The following is a 19,628-nucleotide window of genomic DNA, read 5'->3' as shown; positions in this document are numbered from 1 at the left end:
TGTCGTGCGTACGACACGGTTGTGGGCCGTGTGCTCGGTCACGCGGAGCGGGCCCCGGCGAGGAATGTCAGTGGTGTGCGTCACAGTTGACCGGAGAGGTGGGCGCCGACCCGAGACGTCCGAATCCCCGAGGGGTGTCCCATGACGTACGCGATCCAGGCGGAAGGCCTGGCCAAGCGTTTCAAGGAGACCGAGGCGCTGGCAGGCGTCGACCTGGCGGCCCGCACCGGCTCGGTGCTGGGTCTTCTCGGGCCGAACGGGGCGGGGAAGACGACCGCGGTGCGGATCTTCGCCACGCTGCTCACCCCCGACGCGGGCAGGGCGACCGTCGCGGGCCACGACGTCGTCCGGGAAGCGGGAGTCGTGCGCTCCCTCATCGGTCTCACCGGGCAGTACGCGGCGGTGGACGAGAATCTGACCGGTACCGAGAATCTGCTGCTCATCGGCCGTCTGCTCGGTCTGCAGAGACGGGGGGCCAGGGCGCGGGCCGCCGAGTTGCTGGACCGGTTCCGGCTCAGCGACGCCGCCGGCCGGGCCGTGAAGACGTTCTCCGGCGGTATGCGTCGCCGGCTGGACCTGGCGGCGAGCCTGGTCGGACGGCCGAGCATCCTGTTCCTGGACGAGCCGACGACGGGCCTGGACCCGCAAAGCCGCGGAGAGCTGTGGGGCATGCTGCGTGCCCTCATAGCCGACGGCGCGACCGCGCTGCTGACCACCCAGTATCTGAACGAGGCGGATCAGCTCGCCGACGACATCGTGGTCATCGACAAGGGCCGTGTCATCGCCGAGGGCACGCCGGACGCCCTGAAGTCCGAGGTCGGCGGTCAGGTGCTGCAGGTCCGGCCGCTCGCCGCGGACGACCTGGTGCGTACGCACGCGCTGGTGGCGGAGACGGCGGGGACCCGGACGCAGATCGAGGGCGAGTCGGTCACCGTGCCGGTCAAGGACGCCGAGCTGATGCCGGCGGTGGTGCGCAGGCTGGACCGCGAGGGGATAGCCGTGGGCGAGCTGACGCTGCGGCGGTCGTCGCTGGACGAGGTGTTCCTGGCGCTGACCGGGCACCGGGCCGAGCCCGAGGAGTCCGACCAGCCCGACGAATCGGCCCAGGCGACCGACGAGGCCGGTGGCGCGGTCGGCGAGCACGCGAGGGAGAGGGCGGTGAGTTCGACATGACCGCGACGACGATGCCTCTCGCGCCGGGCCGGTCGGGAAGGGTGAAGCCGCTCGACGGGCTGCGGCAGACGTTCACGATGGCCTGGCGGAGCCTGGTGGCGGTCAAGCACAACCCGCTGGAGCTGGTGGACTACAGCATCACGCCGATCATGTTCGTCTTTCTGTTCACCTATGTGCTGGGCGGGCAGATGGCCGGGTCCCCGGATGCGTATCTGAAGTACGCCCTCCCCGGGATCATCGTGCAGAACACCCTCTTCATGACCATGTACACGGCCATGGCGTTGAACACCGACCTGACCAAGGGCGTCTTCGACCGGCTGCGGAGCCTGCCGATAGCGCGATCCGCCCCGCTCGTCGGCCGTATAGCCGCGGACCTCACCAAGCATGTGTGGGCCATGCTCCTGATGATCGGCCTCGGCCTGCTGCTCGGCTTCCGCGTGACCGGCGGCTTCGGGGGCTTCCTGCTCGGCGCGCTGTTGCTGGTCGTGTTCGCCGCGGCCGTGTCGTGGAGCGCGGTGCTCATCGGAATGCTGGCGGGCGACGCGGAGAAGGTGCAGGCGTTCGGCTTCACGCTGATCTTCCCGATCACCTTCACCAGCAGCGCCTTCGTGGTGGTCGACACCATGCCGGGCTGGTTGCAGGCCTTCAGTGACGTGAATCCGGTGACGCATCTGTCCGACGCGTTCCGCGGGCTGCTGCTCGGTGGCCCCGTGGCCGAGCCGGTGATGTGGTCGCTGGTGTGGGCTGCCGGCATCACCCTGGTGTTCTGTCCGCTGGCGATGCGGGCCTACCGGGCGAAGGTGTGAGGCGGTGGGCCGGGTGTCGTCCGCCGGGCGGGCTATCGTACGGCTCACCAGCAGCGATACGGGGTCGGCCCGGAGTGATCCGCCGCCCCGGGAGGGGTCGCTGCGATCACACCGAGGAAGTCGTGCAATGCGAAGCACTGCTGTACGCCGTACCGCTCTGGCCGCCGCCGCGGCGTCACTGGTTCTGCTGGTCACCGCCTGCAGTGGCGAAGGCTCCGACGGGGGGACGAAGGACAAGGACAAGGAGGCCGCTGCCGCCGAGCCCGCGGCAAAGGCGCTGACCGCGGCCGAGCTGGAGAAGCTCGCGCTCGCCGAGGGCGACGTCAAGGGCCACAAGGTGGCGAAGACCGGCCCGCAGGACGAGATCGCGGCCAAGGACGTCACGACGGACAAGGCAGAGTGTGAGCCCCTGGCCAAGGCTCTGGCCGGGGTGCCCCTGGGCGAGCCCGGGGCGACGGTGAAGCGCAGGGTCACCGCGGAGCCCAAGGCGGGGGACGCGGGGAAGGACCCCGGTGACATGACGGAGGAGGAGATGGACGACGCGTTCACCGACGCGTTCGACATCACCACGTCCCTGGTCTCGGTGTCCTCGTACGACGGCAAGGGCGCGGCCGACGCCGTCGCGGCCCTGAGGTCCGCGGGGACCGCCTGTGCCGCCGGCTTCACCATGACCATGGCGGGCACCGAGCAGAAGGTCGTGAAGATCAGCGAGGCGAAGGTCTCCGGCGGCGACGAAGCGGTGGCCTGGGCGATGACGGCGGAGCAGGACGGCGAGAAGCTGCCCTTCAACCTGGCGGCCGTGCGCAAGGGCGGCTCCCTGGCCTCGTTCTCCTCGTTCAACATCACGGCCCCCGTCGAGAAGGGCGACCTTCCGCTGCCCACGGCGGTCATCGACGCCCAGGTGGCCAAGCTCGACTGACCTGCCCGTCCGCGCTGCTGGCCGTAGGCTGCCGACATGTGCGGAATCGTGGGTTACGTCGGCGGACAGTCGGCGCTCGATGTGGTCATCGCCGGGCTGAAGCGGCTCGAGTACCGCGGCTACGACTCGGCCGGAGTCGCGGTACTCGCCGACGGGGGACTCGCCGCTGCGAAGAAGGCGGGCAAGCTCGTCAATCTGGAGAAGGAACTGGGGGAGCGGCCGCTGCCGAGTGGTTCGACCGCCATCGGCCATACCCGCTGGGCCACGCACGGGGGGCCCACCGACGCCAACGCGCACCCTCACCTGGACAACGCCGGTCGCGTCGCCGTCGTGCACAACGGCATCATCGAGAACTTCGCCGCCCTGCGCTCCGAGCTGGCCGAGCGCGGCCACGAACTGGAGTCGGAGACCGACACCGAGGTCGTCGCCCACCTGCTGGCGGAGTCGTTCTCCTCCTGCGGGGACCTCGCGGACTCGATGCGGATGGTGTGCAGACGGTTGGAGGGCGCGTTCACCCTGGTCGCGGTCCATGCGGACGAGCCGGACGTGGTGGTCGGCGCGCGGCGCAACTCTCCGCTGGTGGTGGGCGTCGGCGAGGGCGAGTCCTTCCTCGCCTCGGACGTGGCCGCGTTCATCGCCCACACGCGGTCCGCGATCGAGCTGGGTCAGGACCAGGTCGTGGAGCTCCGCCGCGACGGCGTGACGATCACCGGCTTCGACGGGGAGCCCGCGGACGTACGGTCCTACCACGTGGACTGGGACGCCTCAGCGGCCGAGAAGGGGGGTTACGACTACTTCATGCTCAAGGAGATCGCCGAGCAGCCCAAGGCCGTCGCCGACACGCTCCTCGGCCGTATCGACGCCTCGGGCGCGCTGACCCTCGACGAGGTCCGCATCGCGCAGTCCGTGCTGCGCGAGGCGGACAAGGTCGTCATCGTCGCCTGCGGTACGGCCTTCCACGCGGGCCTGATCGCCAAGTACGCCATCGAGCACTGGACGCGTATCCCGTGCGAGGTCGAGCTGGCGAGCGAGTTCCGCTACCGGGACCCGATCCTGGACCAGCAGACGCTGGTGATCGCCATCTCGCAGTCCGGCGAGACCATGGACACCCTGATGGCGTTGCGGCACGCCCGTGAGCAGGGCGCCAAGGTCCTCGCGATCTGCAACACCAACGGGTCGACGATCCCCCGGGAGTCCGACGCCGTGCTCTACACGCACGCCGGACCCGAGGTCGCGGTGGCGTCCACGAAGGCGTTCCTGACGCAGTTGGTCGCCTGTTACCTGGTGGCGCTCTACCTGGGGCAGGTCCGCGGCACGAAGTGGGCGGACGAGATCCGGGCCGTCGTCCGCGACCTGGCGCAGATCTCCGGCCAGGTCGACCGGGTGCTGGAGACGATGGAACCGGTGCGGGAACTGGCCCGCTCCCTGGCGGACAAGAACACGGTGCTGTTCCTGGGGCGCCACGTCGGTTATCCCGTGGCACTGGAGGGTGCGCTGAAGCTCAAGGAGCTCGCGTACATGCATGCCGAAGGGTTCGCGGCGGGTGAGCTCAAACACGGGCCGATCGCGCTGATCGACGAGGACCTGCCGGTGGTGGTCGTCGTACCCTCGCCGCGCGGCCGCTCGGTGCTGCACGACAAGATCGTGTCCAACATCCAGGAGATCCGGGCCCGTGGCGCCCGGACCATCGTGATCGCGGAGGAAGGGGACGAGGCGGTGGTGCCGTACGCGGACCACCTGATCCGCATCCCGGCGACGCCGACGCTGCTCCAGCCGATGGTCGCGACGGTGCCGCTGCAGGTCTTCGCCTGCGAGCTGGCGACGGCCCGCGGCAACGAGGTGGACCAGCCGCGGAACCTGGCGAAGTCAGTGACGGTGGAGTGAGCGTCGAATGATCATCGGGGTGGGGATCGACGTGGCGGAGGTCGACCGCTTCGCCGCGTCCATGAAGCGGACACCGGGGATGGCCGAGCGGCTCTTCCTGAAACAGGAGTTGTTGCTCCCGAGCGGGGAGCAACGGGGGTACGCCTCCCTCGCGGCGCGGTTCGCCGCGAAGGAGGCCCTCGCGAAGGCCCTCGGGGCGCCGGCGGGCCTGCTGTGGACGGACGCCGAGGTGTACGTGGAGGACTCGGGCCGCCCGCTGCTCCGCGTCCACGGCACGGTCGCGGCCCGCGCAGCCGAACTCGGCGTCCGCTCCTGGCACGTGTCGCTCAGTCACGACGCCGGCATCGCGTCGGCGGTGGTCATCGCGGAGGGGTAGCCGGTGACCGCTGCGCGGGCTGGTTCCCCTCCCCGCCCCTTCCCGAAATTGGGCTCCGCCCGGGCCCGTTTACGGGGGCTCCTCCCCCTACGGCCTGGCGTCGTGGGGGACCCCACCCGGACCCCCGCGGCTCGAACGCCGGCAGCCCGCCTGGGGGCACCGCCCATGGACGCCAGGCCGTAGGGGAGATTGAGGCCACCGCGCGAAGCGCGGTACCGGGGACCGGGGCGTGCCCCGGTTTCGGGAAAGGGCGGGGAGGGGCAAGGCCGCCGCAGGCGCAACCCGCGCCCAGGAGGCGCGCGTGCGGCAGACTCGGGGCCATGCGTACTGCGTACAGCGTGGAGACCGTGAGGCACGCCGAGGCACAGCTGATGGCACGGCTGCCGGAGGGCGCGCTGATGCAGCGCGCCGCCGCCGGGCTGGCCGCGGCCTGTGCAGGACTGCTCGGGAGGGTGTACGGCGCGCGGGTCGTGCTGCTCGTCGGCAGCGGCGACAACGGCGGCGACGCCCTGTACGCCGGGGCCCGCCTGGCGCGTCGCGGCGCCGGCGTCGTCGCCGTACCCCTCGCGCGCGACCGTATGCACCCTGGAGGTCTCGCCGCGCTGCTCGCCGCCGGCGGGAGCATCGCGGACGACCCGTTCGAGGTGCTCGCCTCCGCCGACCTGGTGCTGGACGGGATCACCGGCATCGGCGGCCACGGCGGCCTGCGCGCCCAGGCCGTCCCCGTGGCCCGGGCCGCCCGCGGCTCGAACGCCGTGATCGTCGCCGTCGACCTGCCCAGCGGGGTCGAGGCGGACACGGGCCAGGTGCCGGGCGAGGCGCTGCTCGCGGACGCGACCGTGACCTTCGGAACGTACAAGCCCGGGCTGCTCGTCGATCCGGCCAAGGAGTACGCAGGCACCGTGCGGCTCGTGGACATCGGCCTCGAGGACCACCTGCCGTCCCTGCCGGAGCTGGAGGCGCTGCAACACGGGGACCTCGACCGGCTGTTGCCGGTACCGGCCGCGGAGAGCGACAAGTACCGGCGCGGTGTGGTCGGCGTCGTCGCCGGGTCCGCGCGCTATCCGGGTGCGGCCGTGCTCTCGGTCGCGGGCGCGCTGCACGGCGGCTCCGGGGCCGTGCGGTACGTCGGCCCGGCGGCCGACGCGGTGGTCACCCGCTTCCCCGAGACCCTGGTCCACTCCGGCCCCCCGGGCAAGGCGGGCCGTGTGCAGGCGTGGGTCGTCGGCCCGGGGCTCGGTGACAACGCGGACGCCGTGGGCGAGGTGCTCGCCTCCGACGTGCCCGTGCTCGTCGACGCGGACGGGCTGCGCCTGCTGGACGCCGCGGCCGTACGGGATCGGCAAGCCCCCACCCTGCTGACCCCGCACGCGGGGGAGGCTGCGGCGCTGCTCGGCGTCGCGCGGGAGGCGGTGGAGGCCGCGCGGCTCGACTCCGTACGGGAACTGGCCGCGCGTTTCGGGGCCACGGTGCTGCTCAAGGGCTCGACGACCCTGGTCGCCCCGCCCCGCCGGGAGCGTGCACCGGTCCGGGTCAACCCGATGGGCACTCCGTGGCTCGCCACGGCGGGCAGCGGCGACGTGTTGTCCGGGCTGGCCGGTTCGCTGCTCGCCGCCGGGCTCGACGCGCGCGACGCGGGCTCGGCCGCCGCGTATCTGCACGGCCTGGCGGCCCGTCACACGGCAGCCCGGGGCGTGCCGATCACGGCGATGCAGGTGGCCGCGGCGCTTCCCGCCGCGTGGCGGGACGTGCACGCCGACTGACCAGCCACGGCCATGGACGCGGCGCGCCGGTGCGGTCGCCGGTCCGGCAGGTGCGCCCGCGGCGCGCAGCCCGTCCTCGCGGGAGTGGCCGACGCCCCACCTGCCGGGCGTCCCGGCGCCGGATCCGAGATCCTGGCGCCCCGCCCAGTGACGCACGCGACCGCCTGCCGTACGGATCCGGCCGTACGGCTCTGAGACACTGGGCGGGATGAGCCACACAGCACCGACCCGCCGAACCGCACCACTGCGCGCACGTGCCGAGATAGACCTCGGCGCCCTGCGCGCCAACGTGCGCGCCCTGCGTGCCCGGGCACCGCACGCCGCTCTGATGGCCGTCGTGAAGTCGGACGCGTACGGACACGGCATGGTGCCCTGCGCCCGCGCGGCGCTCGAGGCGGGCGCGACCTGGCTCGGCACGGCCACCCCTCAAGAGGCGCTCGCCCTGCGCGACGCAGGCCTGCAGGGCCGGATCATGTGCTGGCTGTGGACGCCCGGCGGCCCCTGGCGCGAGGGCATCGACGCGGACCTCGACATGTCGGTGAGCGGCATGTGGGCACTCGAAGAGGTCATCGCGGCGGCCAGGGAGGCGGGCCGGCCCGCCCGGATCCAGCTCAAGGCCGACACCGGCCTCGGACGCAACGGCTGCCAGCCCGCCGACTGGCCCGAACTGGTCGCCGCCGCACGCACGGCGGAGGAGGACGGGCTCGTCGACGTCACCGGCCTGTGGTCCCATTTCGCGTGCGCCGACGAACCGGGCCACCCCTCGATCGCCGCCCAGCTCGGTGTCTTCCACGACATGGTCGACCACGCGGAGAAGGCCGGCATCGAGCCGGAGGTCCGCCACATGGCCAACTCCCCGGCGACACTCACGATCCCGGAAGCGCACTTCGACCTCGTACGCACCGGCATCGCCATGTACGGCATCTCGCCCAGCCCGGAGCTGGGCACCTCCGCCGACTTCGGGCTGCGCCCTGTGATGACGCTCGCCGCCTCCGTCGCCCTCGTCAAGCACGTGCCCGCGGGCCATGGGGTCAGTTACGGCCACCACTACGTCACCGACGGCGAGACCACCCTCGGCCTGATCCCCGTCGGATACGCGGACGGCATCCCGCGCCATGCCTCCGGCAGCGGGCCGGTCCTGGTCGCGGGCGAGTGGCGGCGGGTGGCCGGCCGGGTCGCGATGGACCAGTTCGTCGTGGACCTCGGCGGGCAGAAGATCCCGGAGGGCTCGGAGGCAGTGCTGTTCGGCCCGGGCGACCTGGGCGAACCGAGCGCCGAGGACTGGGCGCAGGCCGCGGGGACCATCGCGTACGAGATCGTCACACGCATCGGTACCCGGGTCCCACGCGTCTATCTGAACGAGGACCTCGACAACTTCGAGGAACACCCCCACGAGTAGGAGAGCGGCACGGTGAGCGAGACCGGTACGGGGGACGTGGCCGAGGCCGCCGTCGACGCTGCTGCCGCGGCGGCCGCCGCGGCTTCGGACAACTGGCGGCGCGCGGGCTTCGCCGGTGCGGCGATAGGCGTGGTCGCGGCGGGCGCCGCCGCGGGTGTCGCGCTCGAACGGCTCACCGTCGGGCGCGGGATGCGCAAGAAGGCCCGTCTCGCGCTCGATGCGGCAGGCCCGTACGGCGCTCTGCGCGGCACCCCGGGCAAAGCGCTCGCCGACGACGGCACGGCGCTCTACTACGAGGTCGACGAGATCGACCCGGAGGCCGCCGCGCCGCGTCGCCGAAGGCTCTTCGGGCGCAAGACGCCGGCTCCGGTGACGGTCGTCTTCAGCCACGGCTACTGCCTCAGCCAGGACTCGTGGCACTTCCAGCGCGCCGCGCTGCGCGGCCTGGTCCGCACGGTCCACTGGGACCAGCGCAGCCACGGCCGTTCCGGCCGGGGTGCCTCGCACGCCGGTTCCGGCAGCCTGCCGGTCACCATCGACCAGCTGGGCCGCGACCTGAAGGCCGTCATCGACGCGGCGGCGCCCGAAGGGCCGCTGGTGCTGGTCGGCCACTCCATGGGCGGCATGACGATGATGGCGCTCGCGGCCCATTACCCGGAGCTCGTGCGGGAACGCGTGGTCGGCGCGGCGTTCGTCGGCACCTCGTCCGGCAGACTCGGCGAGGTCAGCTACGGCCTGCCGGTCGCCGGAGTGAACGTGGTCCGGCGCGTGCTGCCGGGCGTGCTGCGCGCCCTGGGCTCCCAGGCCGAGCTGGTCGAACGGGGCCGGCAGGCCACGGCGGACCTGTTCGCCGGCCTCATCAAGCGGTACTCGTTCTCCTCGAAGGACGTCGACCCGGCGGTGGCCAGGTTCGCGGAGCGGATGATCGAGTCCACGCCGATCGACGTGGTCGCCGAGTTCTACCCGGCCTTCGCAGAACACGACAAGGCGGAGGCGCTCGCCGTCTTCCAAGGGTTCCCGGTGCTCGTCCTCGCGGGTGACAAGGACCTGGTCACACCCAGTACGCACAGCGAGGCGATCGCGGACGTCCTGCGGAACGCGGAGCTGGTCATCGTGCCGGACGGCGGCCACCTGGTGATGCTGGAGCACCCGGAGGCGGTCACCGACCGGCTCGCGGACCTTCTGGTGCGGGTCGGGGCGGTACCGGCAGCGGCTAACGTTGGTCGGTATGGAAGCACCGCACAGCCCGGTGGCTGAGACCGCCGCCGCCTCCGTACGTCTCTCGGTGGACTCCCCCGAGCAGATGCAGGACCTGGGGCGCAGCCTCGCGAAGCTGCTGCGCCCCGGCGACCTGGTGATGCTCACGGGCGAGCTCGGGGCCGGAAAGACGACTCTGACCCGCGGCCTCGGCGAGGGGCTCGGCGTCCGCGGCGCCGTCACCTCACCGACGTTCGTCATCGCCCGCGTCCACCCGTCCCTGACGGGCGGCCCTGCGCTGGTGCACGTCGACGCGTACCGGCTGGGCGGCGGCCTCGACGAGATGGAGGACCTCGACCTCGACGTCTCGCTCCCGGAGTCGGTGGTCGTCGTGGAGTGGGGCGACGGCAAGGTGGAGGACCTCTCGGAGGACCGGCTGCACGTGATCATCGACCGGGTGGTGGGCGACACGGACGACGATCGCCGCGTGGTGACGCTCGTCGGCCACGGCGTCCGCTGGGCGGACGCGGACCTCGCGGCCACCTCCGCGTAGCCGTCGGGTGGGCGGCGGACCGGGCCCGGTTGCCGGGCGTGGCCCGGTCCGTGCGCGTGACGCCCCGGGGGCCGGCCCGCGTTTCCGGGCGTGACCCGGTCCGTATCGTGTGCGTCCGGCTTCCGCCTCCGGGGGCATGCCCGGGACTGCTTTCCCGTACTTGCAGGCCCCGCCCAACGGCGCCTTACGTCCCGGAACACGCCCTCTGCGCGTCCCCCTGCTCCGGGCGACGGTTTGCTCCCGCCGGTGGGTGGGGTTTCCCCACCCCGCCCTCCGGCCTGCGCCTGGCGGCGGGGGTGGTACCCCGGACCGGGCGCCGCCCGGCCCCGTTTCCGGGAGCTCCGGCCCCGCATCTCCGCGCGCCCCCTGGCCCAGCCGGGCGTGGAAGGCAGCCCATCCGTCGCTTGAGGACACCGCGCCAAGCGCGGTACGGGCCCGGGTCGGAGCCCCGAACACCGCGTGGAGCGCATGCACGGGGCCGGTGCGGAGCCCGGTTTCCGCGAAAGAGGCGGGGTGGGGAACAGCCCCGCGCAGCGGAACCCGCACCTGCATTGCCGCAGCAACCCGGCCCGGGGCCGCAACGCAGGCGGCACGTTCCGACAAGACGTCGGGAAAGTGTTGCGCCCGCGGCATCGCGCGTGATGACATGGTAGGGAGACCTGGTTAGGTCAACCTAACCTCGCCCGCCCCCGACCCCAGGAGGCGTCCATGCCGGCATCGGAGCACGCAGCGAAGCGCGAAGCGGAGAAGGCGCCCAGGCCCAGGGCCCCGGAGGCGCCCCCCACGTCCGACGTCCCGGCCGTGTCGATGCGGGATCTGCTGGCGGCGTGCGCGGCGGCCAGCGCCGTGTCGACCCCGCCCCGCGCGAGCGGGGCCACGCACCGCGACGCCGCCTGATTCGCACCAGGTTCGTACGTGGCCACCCGTACGGGTAGCTACGGGACGACGACCACCTTCGAGCCGATCGTCGCGAAGACCCACAAGGCGTCGCCGTCGGCCCGCTTCATCCGCACGCCGCCCGTCTTCTGCGTCGGGTCGGGGCTGGCCATAGAGCCGTCGACCGCTGCGCTGAAGCCGACGGTCACGCCGTCCACGCTCGCGAACCGCACCACGTGCTCGATCGGCACCCCGTCGGAGCCGGAGACGCTGCCGGACCGTGAGGTCACCGCGTAGGACCCGGGCTTGGGGCTGACGGTGGACGGCATGACCCCGAAGCTCCGCTGCGCCCTCTCATTGGCGTCGACGAGCCACACCCGCCGGTCGCCGAGCGCGTACACGACACGCATGCCGGTGCCGGAGTCGGCGGGTACGACCAGCAGGTCCTCGGGCTCGGCCGACGGCGTGGCGCCGGGGGCCGTCGCCGAGGGGCCGGCACTCGGCCGCTTCGAGGCGAGGTTGTCGGGAACGTTCGCCGACGCCTGGTAGGCGAGGAAACCGACGACGGCCAACGCGGCCGCCGTGAGCCCGGCCACGACTCCCGAGCTGCTCCGTGCCACCCTGTCCACCTCTCGGATCCCCGAATGTCTGTACTCCTGGTGACGGTAGCACCGCGGCTCCGTTCGACGGTGCCGCCGTGGCCCCCTCGCCGTGGCCGTAGGCTGTTTGCGTGCTCTTGCTCGCCATGGATACCGCCACACCCGCCGTCACCGCCGCCCTCCACGACGGCACTTCCGTCGTCGCCGCGTCGAGTCGTGTGGACGCGCGCCGTCACGGGGAACTGCTGCTTCCCGCCGTCGACCGGGTGCTCGCCGAGGCGGGCGTGAAGATCGACGCCGTGACCGGCGTCGTGGTGGGCGTCGGCCCGGGCCCGTACACGGGTCTGCGGGTCGGACTGGTCACCGCCGCGACCTTCGCGTCGGCGCTCGGCGTCCCCGTACACGGAGTGTGCACGCTGGACGGTCTGGCGTACGAGGCGGGACTCGACGAGCCCTTCGTGGTGGCGACCGACGCGCGGCGCAAGGAGGTCTACTGGGCGCGTTACGAGAACGCCCGCACCCGCGCGACCGACGCGGCCGTCGACCGCCCCGCGGAGATCGCCGAGCAGGTCGCGGGTCTGCCGGCCGTCGGCGCGGGCGCGCTGCTTTACCCGGAGACGTTCCCGGATGCCCGCGGCCCCGAGCATGTGAGCGCCGCGGCGCTCGCCGCGCTGGCCGCGGAGAAGCTCGAGGCAGGCGGGGAGTTCCTGCCCCCGCAGCCGCTGTACCTGCGCCGCCCCGACGCGCAGGTCCCCAAGAACTACAAGGTGGTCACCCCGAAGTGAGCGCCGCCACCCTGCGTGAGATGCGCTGGTGGGACCTGGAGCCGGTGCTGGAGCTCGAGAACGAGCTGTTTCCCGAGGACGCCTGGTCGCCCGGCATGTTCTGGTCCGAACTCGCGCATGCACGCGGCCCGAAGGCCACCCGCCGCTATGTGGTTGCGGAGACCGAGGACGGGACGATCGTCGGCTACGCGGGCCTCGCGGCGGCCGGCGGCCTCGGTGACGTGCAGACCATCGCCGTCGACCGGGACCAGTGGGGCACCGGCCTCGGCGCCCGGCTGCTCACCGACCTGCTGCAGCACGCCACCGCCTTCGAGTGCGACGAGGTGCTGCTCGAGGTGCGGGTGGACAACACAAGGGCCCAGAAGCTGTACGAGCGTTTCGGCTTCGAGCCCATCGGATTCCGCCGCGGCTACTACCAGCCGGGCAACATCGACGCCCTCGTCATGCGACTGACCGTACAAGGAACAGAGACCAACTGATGGCTGACGAACCGCTCGTACTCGGCATCGAGACCTCCTGCGACGAGACCGGCGTCGGCATCGTCCGCGGCACGACCCTGCTCGCCGACGCGATCGCCTCCAGCGTCGACACGCACGCCCGCTTCGGCGGCGTCGTGCCCGAGATCGCCTCGCGCGCCCACCTGGAGGCGATGGTGCCGACCATCGAGCGTGCGCTGAAGGACGCGGGGGTGAGCGCGCGCGACCTCGACGGCATCGCGGTCACGGCAGGCCCGGGCCTCGCGGGCGCGCTGCTGGTGGGCGTCTCGGCGGCGAAGGCGTACGCGTACGCCCTGGGCAAGCCGCTGTACGGGGTCAACCATCTGGCCTCCCACATCTGCGTCGACCAGCTCGAGCACGGCCCGCTGCCCGAGCCGACGATGGCGTTGCTGGTCTCCGGCGGCCACTCCTCGCTGCTGCTCGCGCCCGACATCACCGCCGACGTACGGCCCATGGGCGCGACGATCGACGACGCGGCGGGCGAGGCCTTCGACAAGATCGCGCGCGTCCTGGACCTGGGCTTCCCGGGCGGCCCGGTGATCGACCGCCTCGCCAAGGAGGGCGACCCGAAGGCGATCGCGTTCCCGCGCGGACTGAGCGGTTCCAGGGACCCGGCGTACGACTTCTCCTTCTCCGGCCTCAAGACGGCCGTGGCGCGCTGGATCGAGGCGAAGCGCGCGGCCGGCGAGGAGGTGCCGGTGCGGGATGTGGCGGCGTCCTTCCAGGAGGCGGTCGTCGACGTGCTGACCCGCAAGGCGGTGCGCGCCTGCAAGGACGAGGGCGTCGACCACCTGATGATCGGCGGCGGCGTCGCGGCCAACTCGCGCTTGCGCGCGCTCGCCGAGGAGCGCTGCGAGCGGGCGGGTGTCCGGCTGCGCGTGCCGAGGCCGAAGCTGTGCACGGACAACGGAGCGATGGTCGCCGCACTGGGGGCCGAGATGGTCGCCCGGGGCAGGCCCGCCTCCGACTGGGAGCTGTCGGCGGACTCGTCGCTGCCGGTGACGGATCCGCACGTGCCGGGCGCGCCCGACCACGACCATGTACACGAGGTCAGCAAGGACAATCTGTACTCATGACTGTCGTCGCGCTGATGTGGGAGGCCCGGGCCGTCCAGGACCGCGGCGCGGAGCTGCTGGAGTGGGCCAGGGCGCAGCAGCTGGGGCGCGAGCCGCTGCGCCGTGAGACCTTCCGTGCGAGTGGCGACCGGGTGCTGGTGATCACCTGGTGGGAGGTGGCCGATATGGCCGCCGATCTGCCCGAACTCCCCGAACCGGCGGCCGATCTGATCACCCGGCCGGTGCACCGCTGGCGTTTCGAATCGCTCGGCGGATGATTCCTGGGAAAAACTTCGGCAGGTGTGTCGATCCGGCGGTCTCCCGTTCGACGCATGGGTGAGAGGCGGGGAACGGCCTCGTACTCACGGGACGAGGAGTCACCATGCCGCGCTTTCTGACGATGATCCGCATCGAGGAGAACCAGATCTCCGAGAACGACTTCCCCAAGGACTTCGGGGATCGGATGGGCGCTCTGCTGGAGGAGATCACCAAGGCCGGCGTCATGCTGGACACCGCCGGCCTCCGGCCGACCTCCGACGGCACCCGCGTCACGTGGTCCGACGGCAATATCTCCTACACCGACGGGCCCTTCACGGAGACCAAGGAAGTCATCGGCGGCTACTCGATCACACAGTGCAAGGACAAGGCCGAGGCTCTGGAGTGGGCCAAGCGCTTCCTCGAGATCCATCCGAAGGAATGGACGATCACCTGCGAGGTCCGCGAGATCGAGGAGGGCTGAACCCGGGCCGCGCTTGCCTGCCGTTCGTCCCGGCTGCTCTGATGGGTGGCCGTGACGGCAGCAGGAGCGACCGCGACGGTCGAAGCGGTGTTCAGGATCGAGTCCGCGCGGATCATCGCCGGTGCCGCCCGCATCGTGCGGGACGTGGGCATCGCCGAGGAACTCGCGCAGGACGCTCTGGTCGCCGCGCTGGAGCAGTGGCCGGAGTCGGGCGTCCCGGACAGGCCGGGAGCCTGGCTCATGGCCACCGCCAAGCACCGTGCGATCGACCTCGTACGCCGCAAGGAGACGTACGCGCGCAAGCTGGCAGAGGTCGGTCGCACCCTGGAGGACGTCGGGCCCCCGGTCGAGCCGTCGGACCCCGAGGACATCGACGACGACCTGCTGCGGCTGATCTTCACCGCCTGCCATCCGGTGCTGTCCACGGACGCGCGGATCGCCCTCACCCTGAAACTGCTCGGCGGCCTGACCACCGAGGAGATCGCCCGCGCCTTCCTGGCCGCGGAGTCCACGGTCGCGCAGCGCATCGTCCGGGCCAAGCGGTCGCTGGCGAAGGCGGGTGTCCACTTCGAGGTGCCGTACGGCGAGGACCGCGCAGCCCGCCTCGGGTCCGTGCTCGACGTCATCTACTTGATCTTCAACGAGGGTTACTCGGCGACCGCCGGCGACGACCTCGTCCGCCCCGCGCTGTGCGAGGACGCGCTGCGGCTGGCACGCGTACTGGCCGCGCTGATGCCGGACGAGTCCGAAGTGCACGGCCTGGCAGCCCTGTTGGAGATCCAGGCCTCCCGGATCCCGGCCCGCACCGGCCCTTTGGGGGAACCGGTGCTGCTCGGCGACCAGAACCGCACCAAGTGGAACCGGCTGCTGATCCGCCGCGGCATCGAGGCGCTGCACCGCGCGGGCGGCGGCCCGTACGGCCCGTACGCCGTACAGGCCGCGATCGCCGCGTGCCACGCGCGGGCCGTGCGGTACGAGGACACGGACTGGGCGATGATCGCCGCCCTGTACGGGAAACTGGCGGCACTCACCCCGTCCCCAGTGGTGGAACTGAACCGGGCGGTGGCCGTCTCGATGGCCGACGGCCCCGAGGCCGCCCTGGCACTGGTCGACGCGCTCACCGACGAACCGGCCCTCAAGGACTACCACTTGCTGCCGAGCGTCCGTGGAGACCTGCTGGCCCGGCTGGGCCGACGGGACGAGGCGCGGGCGGAGTTCGAGCGCGCGGCGTCGCTGACCCGCAACGCCCGGGAGCGGGAACTGCTGCTGGCGCGCGCCGCGGACACCGCCCGGTAGCCTCGTCGCCATGCCCAGCCGTGTCCTGCCGCCTCCGCCGCCGCCTGCCGACATACGGACCTGGCCCGACCAGGAGGCGCTGCTCGCCGACCGGCGGCAGGCGATGGGCGAGCTCCTCCGGCTGAGCCTCGACCCCAAGCGGCTGGTGCTGCTGTGGCTGACGGCGGTCGGGTTCGCGGTGGGGTGGTCGATCTTCGGGGCGGCGCTGCGGACGTTCGAAGAGGGGCTGGACATGTTCAGCCACTTCTTCGGTGCGGTCCTCGGCGCCATCGGGCTCGCCTGCATGATCCTGACGGGCCTGGTCGTCGGCTTCGGCATCGCCCATGACGCCGAACTACGCGGGCGGCTGCGCCAGTGGAGCGCACTCGCCCGCGACCCGGCCGGCGACGCCCGCTACGGCGCACCTGCCCTGAGCCTGTTCTGGTTCCTGCCCTCGTTCCTGCTGTGCGCGTACGGCCTGTGGCTCTCCTTCACCGCCCCGGCCGACGCACGACCGGGCGACACCCTGGCCGGCGTCGTCCTGCTGATGGGCCTGGGCCTGATCCTCTGGCTCACCGGCCTGCTCGGTATCGCCAAGGCGGTGAGGCACTACCGTTGGGCGCTCCGGCTGGTGTCGCGTCCCTCGCTTCCCACCGCCGTGCGGGGCGGCGCGCACCGCTGACGGGCCAGGAGCCGTCGAGTCGCGCCGAGGTCGCCGCCGAGTCTGGTCAGATCCTCGTCGAAGACGTCGAGACGGGCCTTGTCGACCCTGGTTCCCCCCGCGCGGTCGATGAGCATTCCCCGAACCGTGACAACGGCCGCTGACGTACGGACTTTGCAAAGGCAACGGCAAATGTGTCGTCCGCTACAGGGGTCGGCCGATCAGCATCGCCGGGGCGCCCGCCACCCGGGTCAGGAAGACCGTCGCCGCGTTCGGGCCCTGGGGCTTCACCTTGCGGCGGACCTCCTCCGGTTCGACCGCGGAGCCGCGCTTCTTCACGGTGAGGTTGCCGATCTCGCGTTCCCGTAGCAGTGCCTTCAACTTCTTCATGTTGAAGGGGAGTTCGTCGGTGATCTCGTAGGGCGTCGCATACGGGGTGGAGTGCAGTTCGTCGGAGGTGATGTACGCGATGGTCTCGTCGAGCAGGCCGCCGGACACACCCTCGGCGACCTCCGCGACCAGGTGGGCGCGGATCGCCGCGCCGTCCGGCTCGTACAGGTACCGGCCGGCCGGGCGGACCGGCGGGTCGGGGAGATTGCGGCCGGTCAGGGTGTGCGGGCCGGGGAGAAGGGTGGCGCGGATCGCGGACTGGGCGGTACCGAACCAGAGCACCGCCTCCTTCACGTCGCCGCCGTCCGAGATCCACTCCGCCTCCGCGCCCTCGGGGACTGCCTCGTGAGGGATGCCGGGGGCGACCTTCAGGGCGGCGTGGGGGCGGGTGCGGGCGGCGCCGACCGCCCAGGACAGGGGCGGGGAGTACGCCTCCGGGTCGAAGATGCGGCCACGGCCGCCGCGGCGGGCGGGGTCGACGAAGACCGCGTCGTACGGGGAGGTGTCGATGTCCGTGACGTCCGCGCAACGGACCTCGATCAGAAGGGACAGGCCCAGCGCTTCGGCGTTCGCACGTGCGACTTCCGCCGTGAGCGGGTCGCGGTCGACGGCCAGGACCCGGATGCCCGCCCGAGCCAGCGCGATCGCGTCGCCGCCGATGCCGCTGCACAGGTCGGCGACGCTGCGTACCCCGAGCGCGGCGAAGCGTGCGGCGCGGTGGGCGGCGACCGAGCGGCGGGTGGACTGTTCGACGCCGTTCGGGGTGAAGAACATCCGGCGGGCGTCCTCCTCGCCGAACTTCGCCGTCGCCCGCTGCCTCAACCGGGCCTGCCCGAGGGCGGCGGAGACCAGGGCCGCCGGGTGCTCGCGGCGCAGACGCGTCGCGACGGACAGTTCCTGGGCCGGGTCGTAGGAGGCGAGCGACGCCAGCAGCGCTCCGCCTTCCTCGGTGCGCAGTGCGGCAAAGGCGGCGAGCGGGTCGAGGTCGTTCACCGGGCCATTGTGGGCCAGCCGGGGGATGGTGCGCGCGCTGCGGCGGTGTCGGGCCGGTGGGCGGGCGGGGCGCTGACAGGATGCGTCGCCATGCAGCTAGTAAGACAAAAGGGAAAGCTGAGGGCGTATCGGGTTCGTGCGGCCCTGGCCGCGCTCATCGTCGCCTCTCTCGGCTCGGGCTGTGCGGCCGGCGGGTCCTCGGAAGCCTCGCGCCCCGCCGCGCCGGCCGGGTCCGCCGCCGGACAGCCGGCGCAGAAGGGGCCGCAGGGCGGGAAGCCGGAGGCCCAGGATGCGGCCGGTCCTGCCGGGGCGCTCTCCGCGTACGTGGAAAAGGTCAAGCGCAAGCAGAAGGCCCGCGCCGTCGCCGCGAAGAAGTGGGGACTGGCGCGCACTCCCCTCGCGGCACCCCCGCCACCCACCGTCAAGCCGAAGATCACCACCCGCAAGGGCTTCGAGGTCAAGGGCGGCGAGGACCTGCCACCGGTCTTCACCACCGTCCCGACGAAGGAGAAGGTCGTCTTCCTGACGATCGACGACGGTGCGGAGAAGGACCCTGAGCTGCTGCGGATGATGTCCGAGCTGCAGATCCCCTACAGCGCCTTCCTCAGCGACTACGTGATCGACGACGACTACGGCTACTTCGAGAAGATGCAGGACCGCGGGGTGGCGCTGCAGAACCACACGCTCAGCCACCCCTACCTGCCGGGACTTTCGTACAGCGCGCAGAAGCGTGAGATCTGCGGTCAGCAGGAAAAGCTGGAGAAACGGTACGGCACCCGCCCGCGGCTGATGCGGCCGCCGTACGGGAACTACAACAAGGACACCCTGCGGGTCGCCGGGAAGTGCGGGATCGAGGCCGTGCCGCTGTGGGCGGCGGAGGCCTTCCCCGACCACATGGAGTGGCGCGAGTGGGACCGGGACCTGCACCCGGGCGACATCATCCTCACCCACTTCCGCGGCAAGGGGGACTGGAAGGGCACGATGCCGGACATGATCCGGCGGGTGATGGAGACGGTGACGTCGAAGGGGTACGCGGTGGCCAGGCTGGAGGACTACGTCTGACGGAGCCGGCGTCGTCAGCCGCAGAGGACCTCCCGGAACCATCGGTGCCGGCATGGCGTTGTGCGTACCGGATCGGGTCCTGTCGGCCGCCACATTGGCACTCCGCTTGACCGAGTGCTAATCGCAGTCATAGTCTCGGCTCTGGCACTCCCCGAGTGAGAGTGCCAACACAGCGACGGGCAGGTCCGGCACCCGCGACGACGGATCCACCTGGTCGCCACCTCAGACAGTTAACCCCGTGAGATCTCCGAAGGGGGAGGTCGGATCGTGACGACCGCCAGCTCCAAGGTTGCCATCAAGCCGCTCGAGGACCGCATCGTGGTCCAGCCGCTCGACGCCGAGCAGACCACGGCCTCTGGCCTGGTCATTCCGGACACTGCCAAGGAGAAGCCCCAGGAGGGCGTCGTCCTGGCCGTGGGCCCGGGCCGCTTCGAGAACGGCGAGCGCCTGCCGCTCGACGTGAAGACCGGCGACATCGTGCTGTACAGCAAGTACGGCGGCACCGAAGTGAAGTACAGCGGCGAGGAGTACCTCGTCCTCTCGGCCCGCGACGTGCTCGCGATCGTCGAGAAGTAAGCACCGGCTTCACCTGCATTGCTTTGAGCTGCGCCCCTGGTCACCCCGCG

21 protein-coding genes are annotated in these 19,628 nt (G+C 71.9%); 19 read left to right on the top strand and 2 right to left on the bottom strand.

Annotated elements, in window-relative coordinates; translation table 11 throughout:
- Positions 1–141 precede the first annotated feature (141 nt).
- From IE198_RS15420 to IE198_RS15375, 10 genes are all read left to right on the top strand, one after another.
- Positions 142–1,173, top strand: a complete 1,032-nt coding sequence (locus IE198_RS15420; RefSeq protein WP_189886842.1) for an ATP-binding cassette domain-containing protein — start codon at positions 142–144, stop codon at positions 1,171–1,173.
- Positions 1,170–1,979, top strand: a complete 810-nt coding sequence (locus IE198_RS15415) for an ABC transporter permease (RefSeq protein WP_189886840.1) — start codon at positions 1,170–1,172, stop codon at positions 1,977–1,979. Before IE198_RS15420 ends, IE198_RS15415 begins: the two co-directional genes overlap by 4 nt.
- Positions 1,980–2,106: 127 nt before the next feature.
- Positions 2,107–2,898, top strand: coding sequence for a hypothetical protein (locus tag IE198_RS15410; protein ID WP_189886838.1), 792 nt, complete (start codon positions 2,107–2,109; stop codon positions 2,896–2,898).
- A gap of 36 nt (positions 2,899–2,934) precedes the next feature.
- Positions 2,935–4,782, top strand: coding sequence for a glutamine--fructose-6-phosphate transaminase (isomerizing) (gene glmS / locus IE198_RS15405; RefSeq protein ID WP_189886836.1), 1,848 nt, complete (start codon positions 2,935–2,937; stop codon positions 4,780–4,782).
- A 7-nt stretch (positions 4,783–4,789) separates the two neighbouring features.
- Positions 4,790–5,158, top strand: coding sequence for a holo-ACP synthase (locus tag IE198_RS15400; protein ID WP_189886834.1), 369 nt, complete (start codon positions 4,790–4,792; stop codon positions 5,156–5,158).
- Between the two features lie 320 nt (positions 5,159–5,478).
- Positions 5,479–6,921: an NAD(P)H-hydrate dehydratase gene (locus tag IE198_RS15395; protein ID WP_189886832.1), complete on the top strand. Its 1,443-nt coding sequence runs from the start codon at positions 5,479–5,481 to the stop codon at positions 6,919–6,921.
- Positions 6,922–7,129: 208 nt separating this feature from the next.
- Positions 7,130–8,320, top strand: coding sequence for an alanine racemase (alr, locus tag IE198_RS15390; protein ID WP_189886830.1), 1,191 nt, complete (start codon positions 7,130–7,132; stop codon positions 8,318–8,320).
- A gap of 12 nt (positions 8,321–8,332) precedes the next feature.
- A complete protein-coding gene (locus IE198_RS15385; protein WP_189886828.1) occupies positions 8,333–9,577 on the top strand; it encodes an alpha/beta fold hydrolase in 1,245 nt (414 codons plus the stop codon).
- The gene (gene tsaE, locus IE198_RS15380) at positions 9,549–10,070 is read left to right on the top strand and encodes a tRNA (adenosine(37)-N6)-threonylcarbamoyltransferase complex ATPase subunit type 1 TsaE (RefSeq protein ID WP_189886826.1); all 522 of its coding nucleotides are present in this window, start codon (positions 9,549–9,551) and stop codon (positions 10,068–10,070) included. Before IE198_RS15385 ends, tsaE begins: the two co-directional genes overlap by 29 nt.
- Before the next feature lie 708 nt (positions 10,071–10,778).
- Positions 10,779–10,967: a hypothetical protein gene (locus IE198_RS15375; protein ID WP_189886824.1), complete on the top strand. Its 189-nt coding sequence runs from the start codon at positions 10,779–10,781 to the stop codon at positions 10,965–10,967.
- A gap of 38 nt (positions 10,968–11,005) precedes the next feature.
- On the opposite strand, the gene IE198_RS15370 is transcribed toward IE198_RS15375, so the two are convergent.
- The gene (locus tag IE198_RS15370) at positions 11,006–11,566 is read right to left on the bottom strand and encodes a hypothetical protein (RefSeq protein ID WP_189886823.1); all 561 of its coding nucleotides are present in this window, start codon (positions 11,564–11,566) and stop codon (positions 11,006–11,008) included.
- A gap of 110 nt (positions 11,567–11,676) precedes the next feature.
- Between IE198_RS15370 and tsaB the strand changes: the two genes are divergently transcribed.
- From tsaB to IE198_RS15335, 7 genes are all read left to right on the top strand, one after another.
- On the top strand, positions 11,677–12,330 hold the full coding sequence (gene tsaB / locus IE198_RS15365; RefSeq protein ID WP_189886821.1) for a tRNA (adenosine(37)-N6)-threonylcarbamoyltransferase complex dimerization subunit type 1 TsaB: 654 nt from the start codon (positions 11,677–11,679) through the stop codon (positions 12,328–12,330).
- Positions 12,327–12,809, top strand: a complete 483-nt coding sequence (rimI, locus tag IE198_RS15360; protein WP_100108630.1) for a ribosomal protein S18-alanine N-acetyltransferase — start codon at positions 12,327–12,329, stop codon at positions 12,807–12,809. The genes tsaB and rimI overlap by 4 nt, the downstream gene beginning before the upstream one ends.
- Entirely contained in the window at positions 12,809–13,903 is a 1,095-nt protein-coding gene (gene tsaD / locus IE198_RS15355; RefSeq protein ID WP_100108631.1) for a tRNA (adenosine(37)-N6)-threonylcarbamoyltransferase complex transferase subunit TsaD, read from the top strand. Before rimI ends, tsaD begins: the two co-directional genes overlap by 1 nt.
- Positions 13,900–14,160, top strand: a complete 261-nt coding sequence (locus IE198_RS15350; protein ID WP_189886819.1) for a hypothetical protein — start codon at positions 13,900–13,902, stop codon at positions 14,158–14,160. The genes tsaD and IE198_RS15350 overlap by 4 nt, the downstream gene beginning before the upstream one ends.
- A gap of 104 nt (positions 14,161–14,264) precedes the next feature.
- Positions 14,265–14,621, top strand: a complete 357-nt coding sequence (locus tag IE198_RS15345; protein ID WP_189886817.1) for a YciI family protein — start codon at positions 14,265–14,267, stop codon at positions 14,619–14,621.
- 51 nt (positions 14,622–14,672) lie between these two features.
- The gene (locus IE198_RS15340; protein WP_189886815.1) at positions 14,673–15,917 is read left to right on the top strand and encodes an RNA polymerase sigma factor; all 1,245 of its coding nucleotides are present in this window, start codon (positions 14,673–14,675) and stop codon (positions 15,915–15,917) included.
- A gap of 10 nt (positions 15,918–15,927) precedes the next feature.
- Positions 15,928–16,578: a hypothetical protein gene (locus IE198_RS15335; protein ID WP_189886813.1), complete on the top strand. Its 651-nt coding sequence runs from the start codon at positions 15,928–15,930 to the stop codon at positions 16,576–16,578.
- A 183-nt stretch (positions 16,579–16,761) separates the two neighbouring features.
- Here IE198_RS15335 and IE198_RS15330 read toward each other — a convergent pair whose 3' ends face one another.
- A complete protein-coding gene (locus IE198_RS15330; RefSeq protein WP_189886790.1) occupies positions 16,762–17,940 on the bottom strand; it encodes a class I SAM-dependent methyltransferase in 1,179 nt (392 codons plus the stop codon).
- Between the two features lie 90 nt (positions 17,941–18,030).
- Here IE198_RS15330 and IE198_RS15325 point away from each other — a divergent pair, with 90 nt between their 5' ends.
- Positions 18,031–19,002, top strand: a complete 972-nt coding sequence (locus IE198_RS15325) for a polysaccharide deacetylase family protein (protein ID WP_189886788.1) — start codon at positions 18,031–18,033, stop codon at positions 19,000–19,002.
- 267 nt (positions 19,003–19,269) lie between these two features.
- Positions 19,270–19,578, top strand: coding sequence for a co-chaperone GroES (gene groES / locus IE198_RS15320; protein ID WP_005313390.1), 309 nt, complete (start codon positions 19,270–19,272; stop codon positions 19,576–19,578).
- The last annotated feature ends 50 nt before the right edge of the window (positions 19,579–19,628 follow it).

Origin of the sequence: Streptomyces xantholiticus, from assembly GCF_014651015.1 — a bacterium.
Classification (GTDB): Bacteria; Actinomycetota; Actinomycetes; order Streptomycetales; family Streptomycetaceae; genus Streptomyces; species Streptomyces xantholiticus.
Note: the sequence above shows the minus strand (reverse complement) of the source record. Positions and strands in the feature narration are given on the sequence as shown.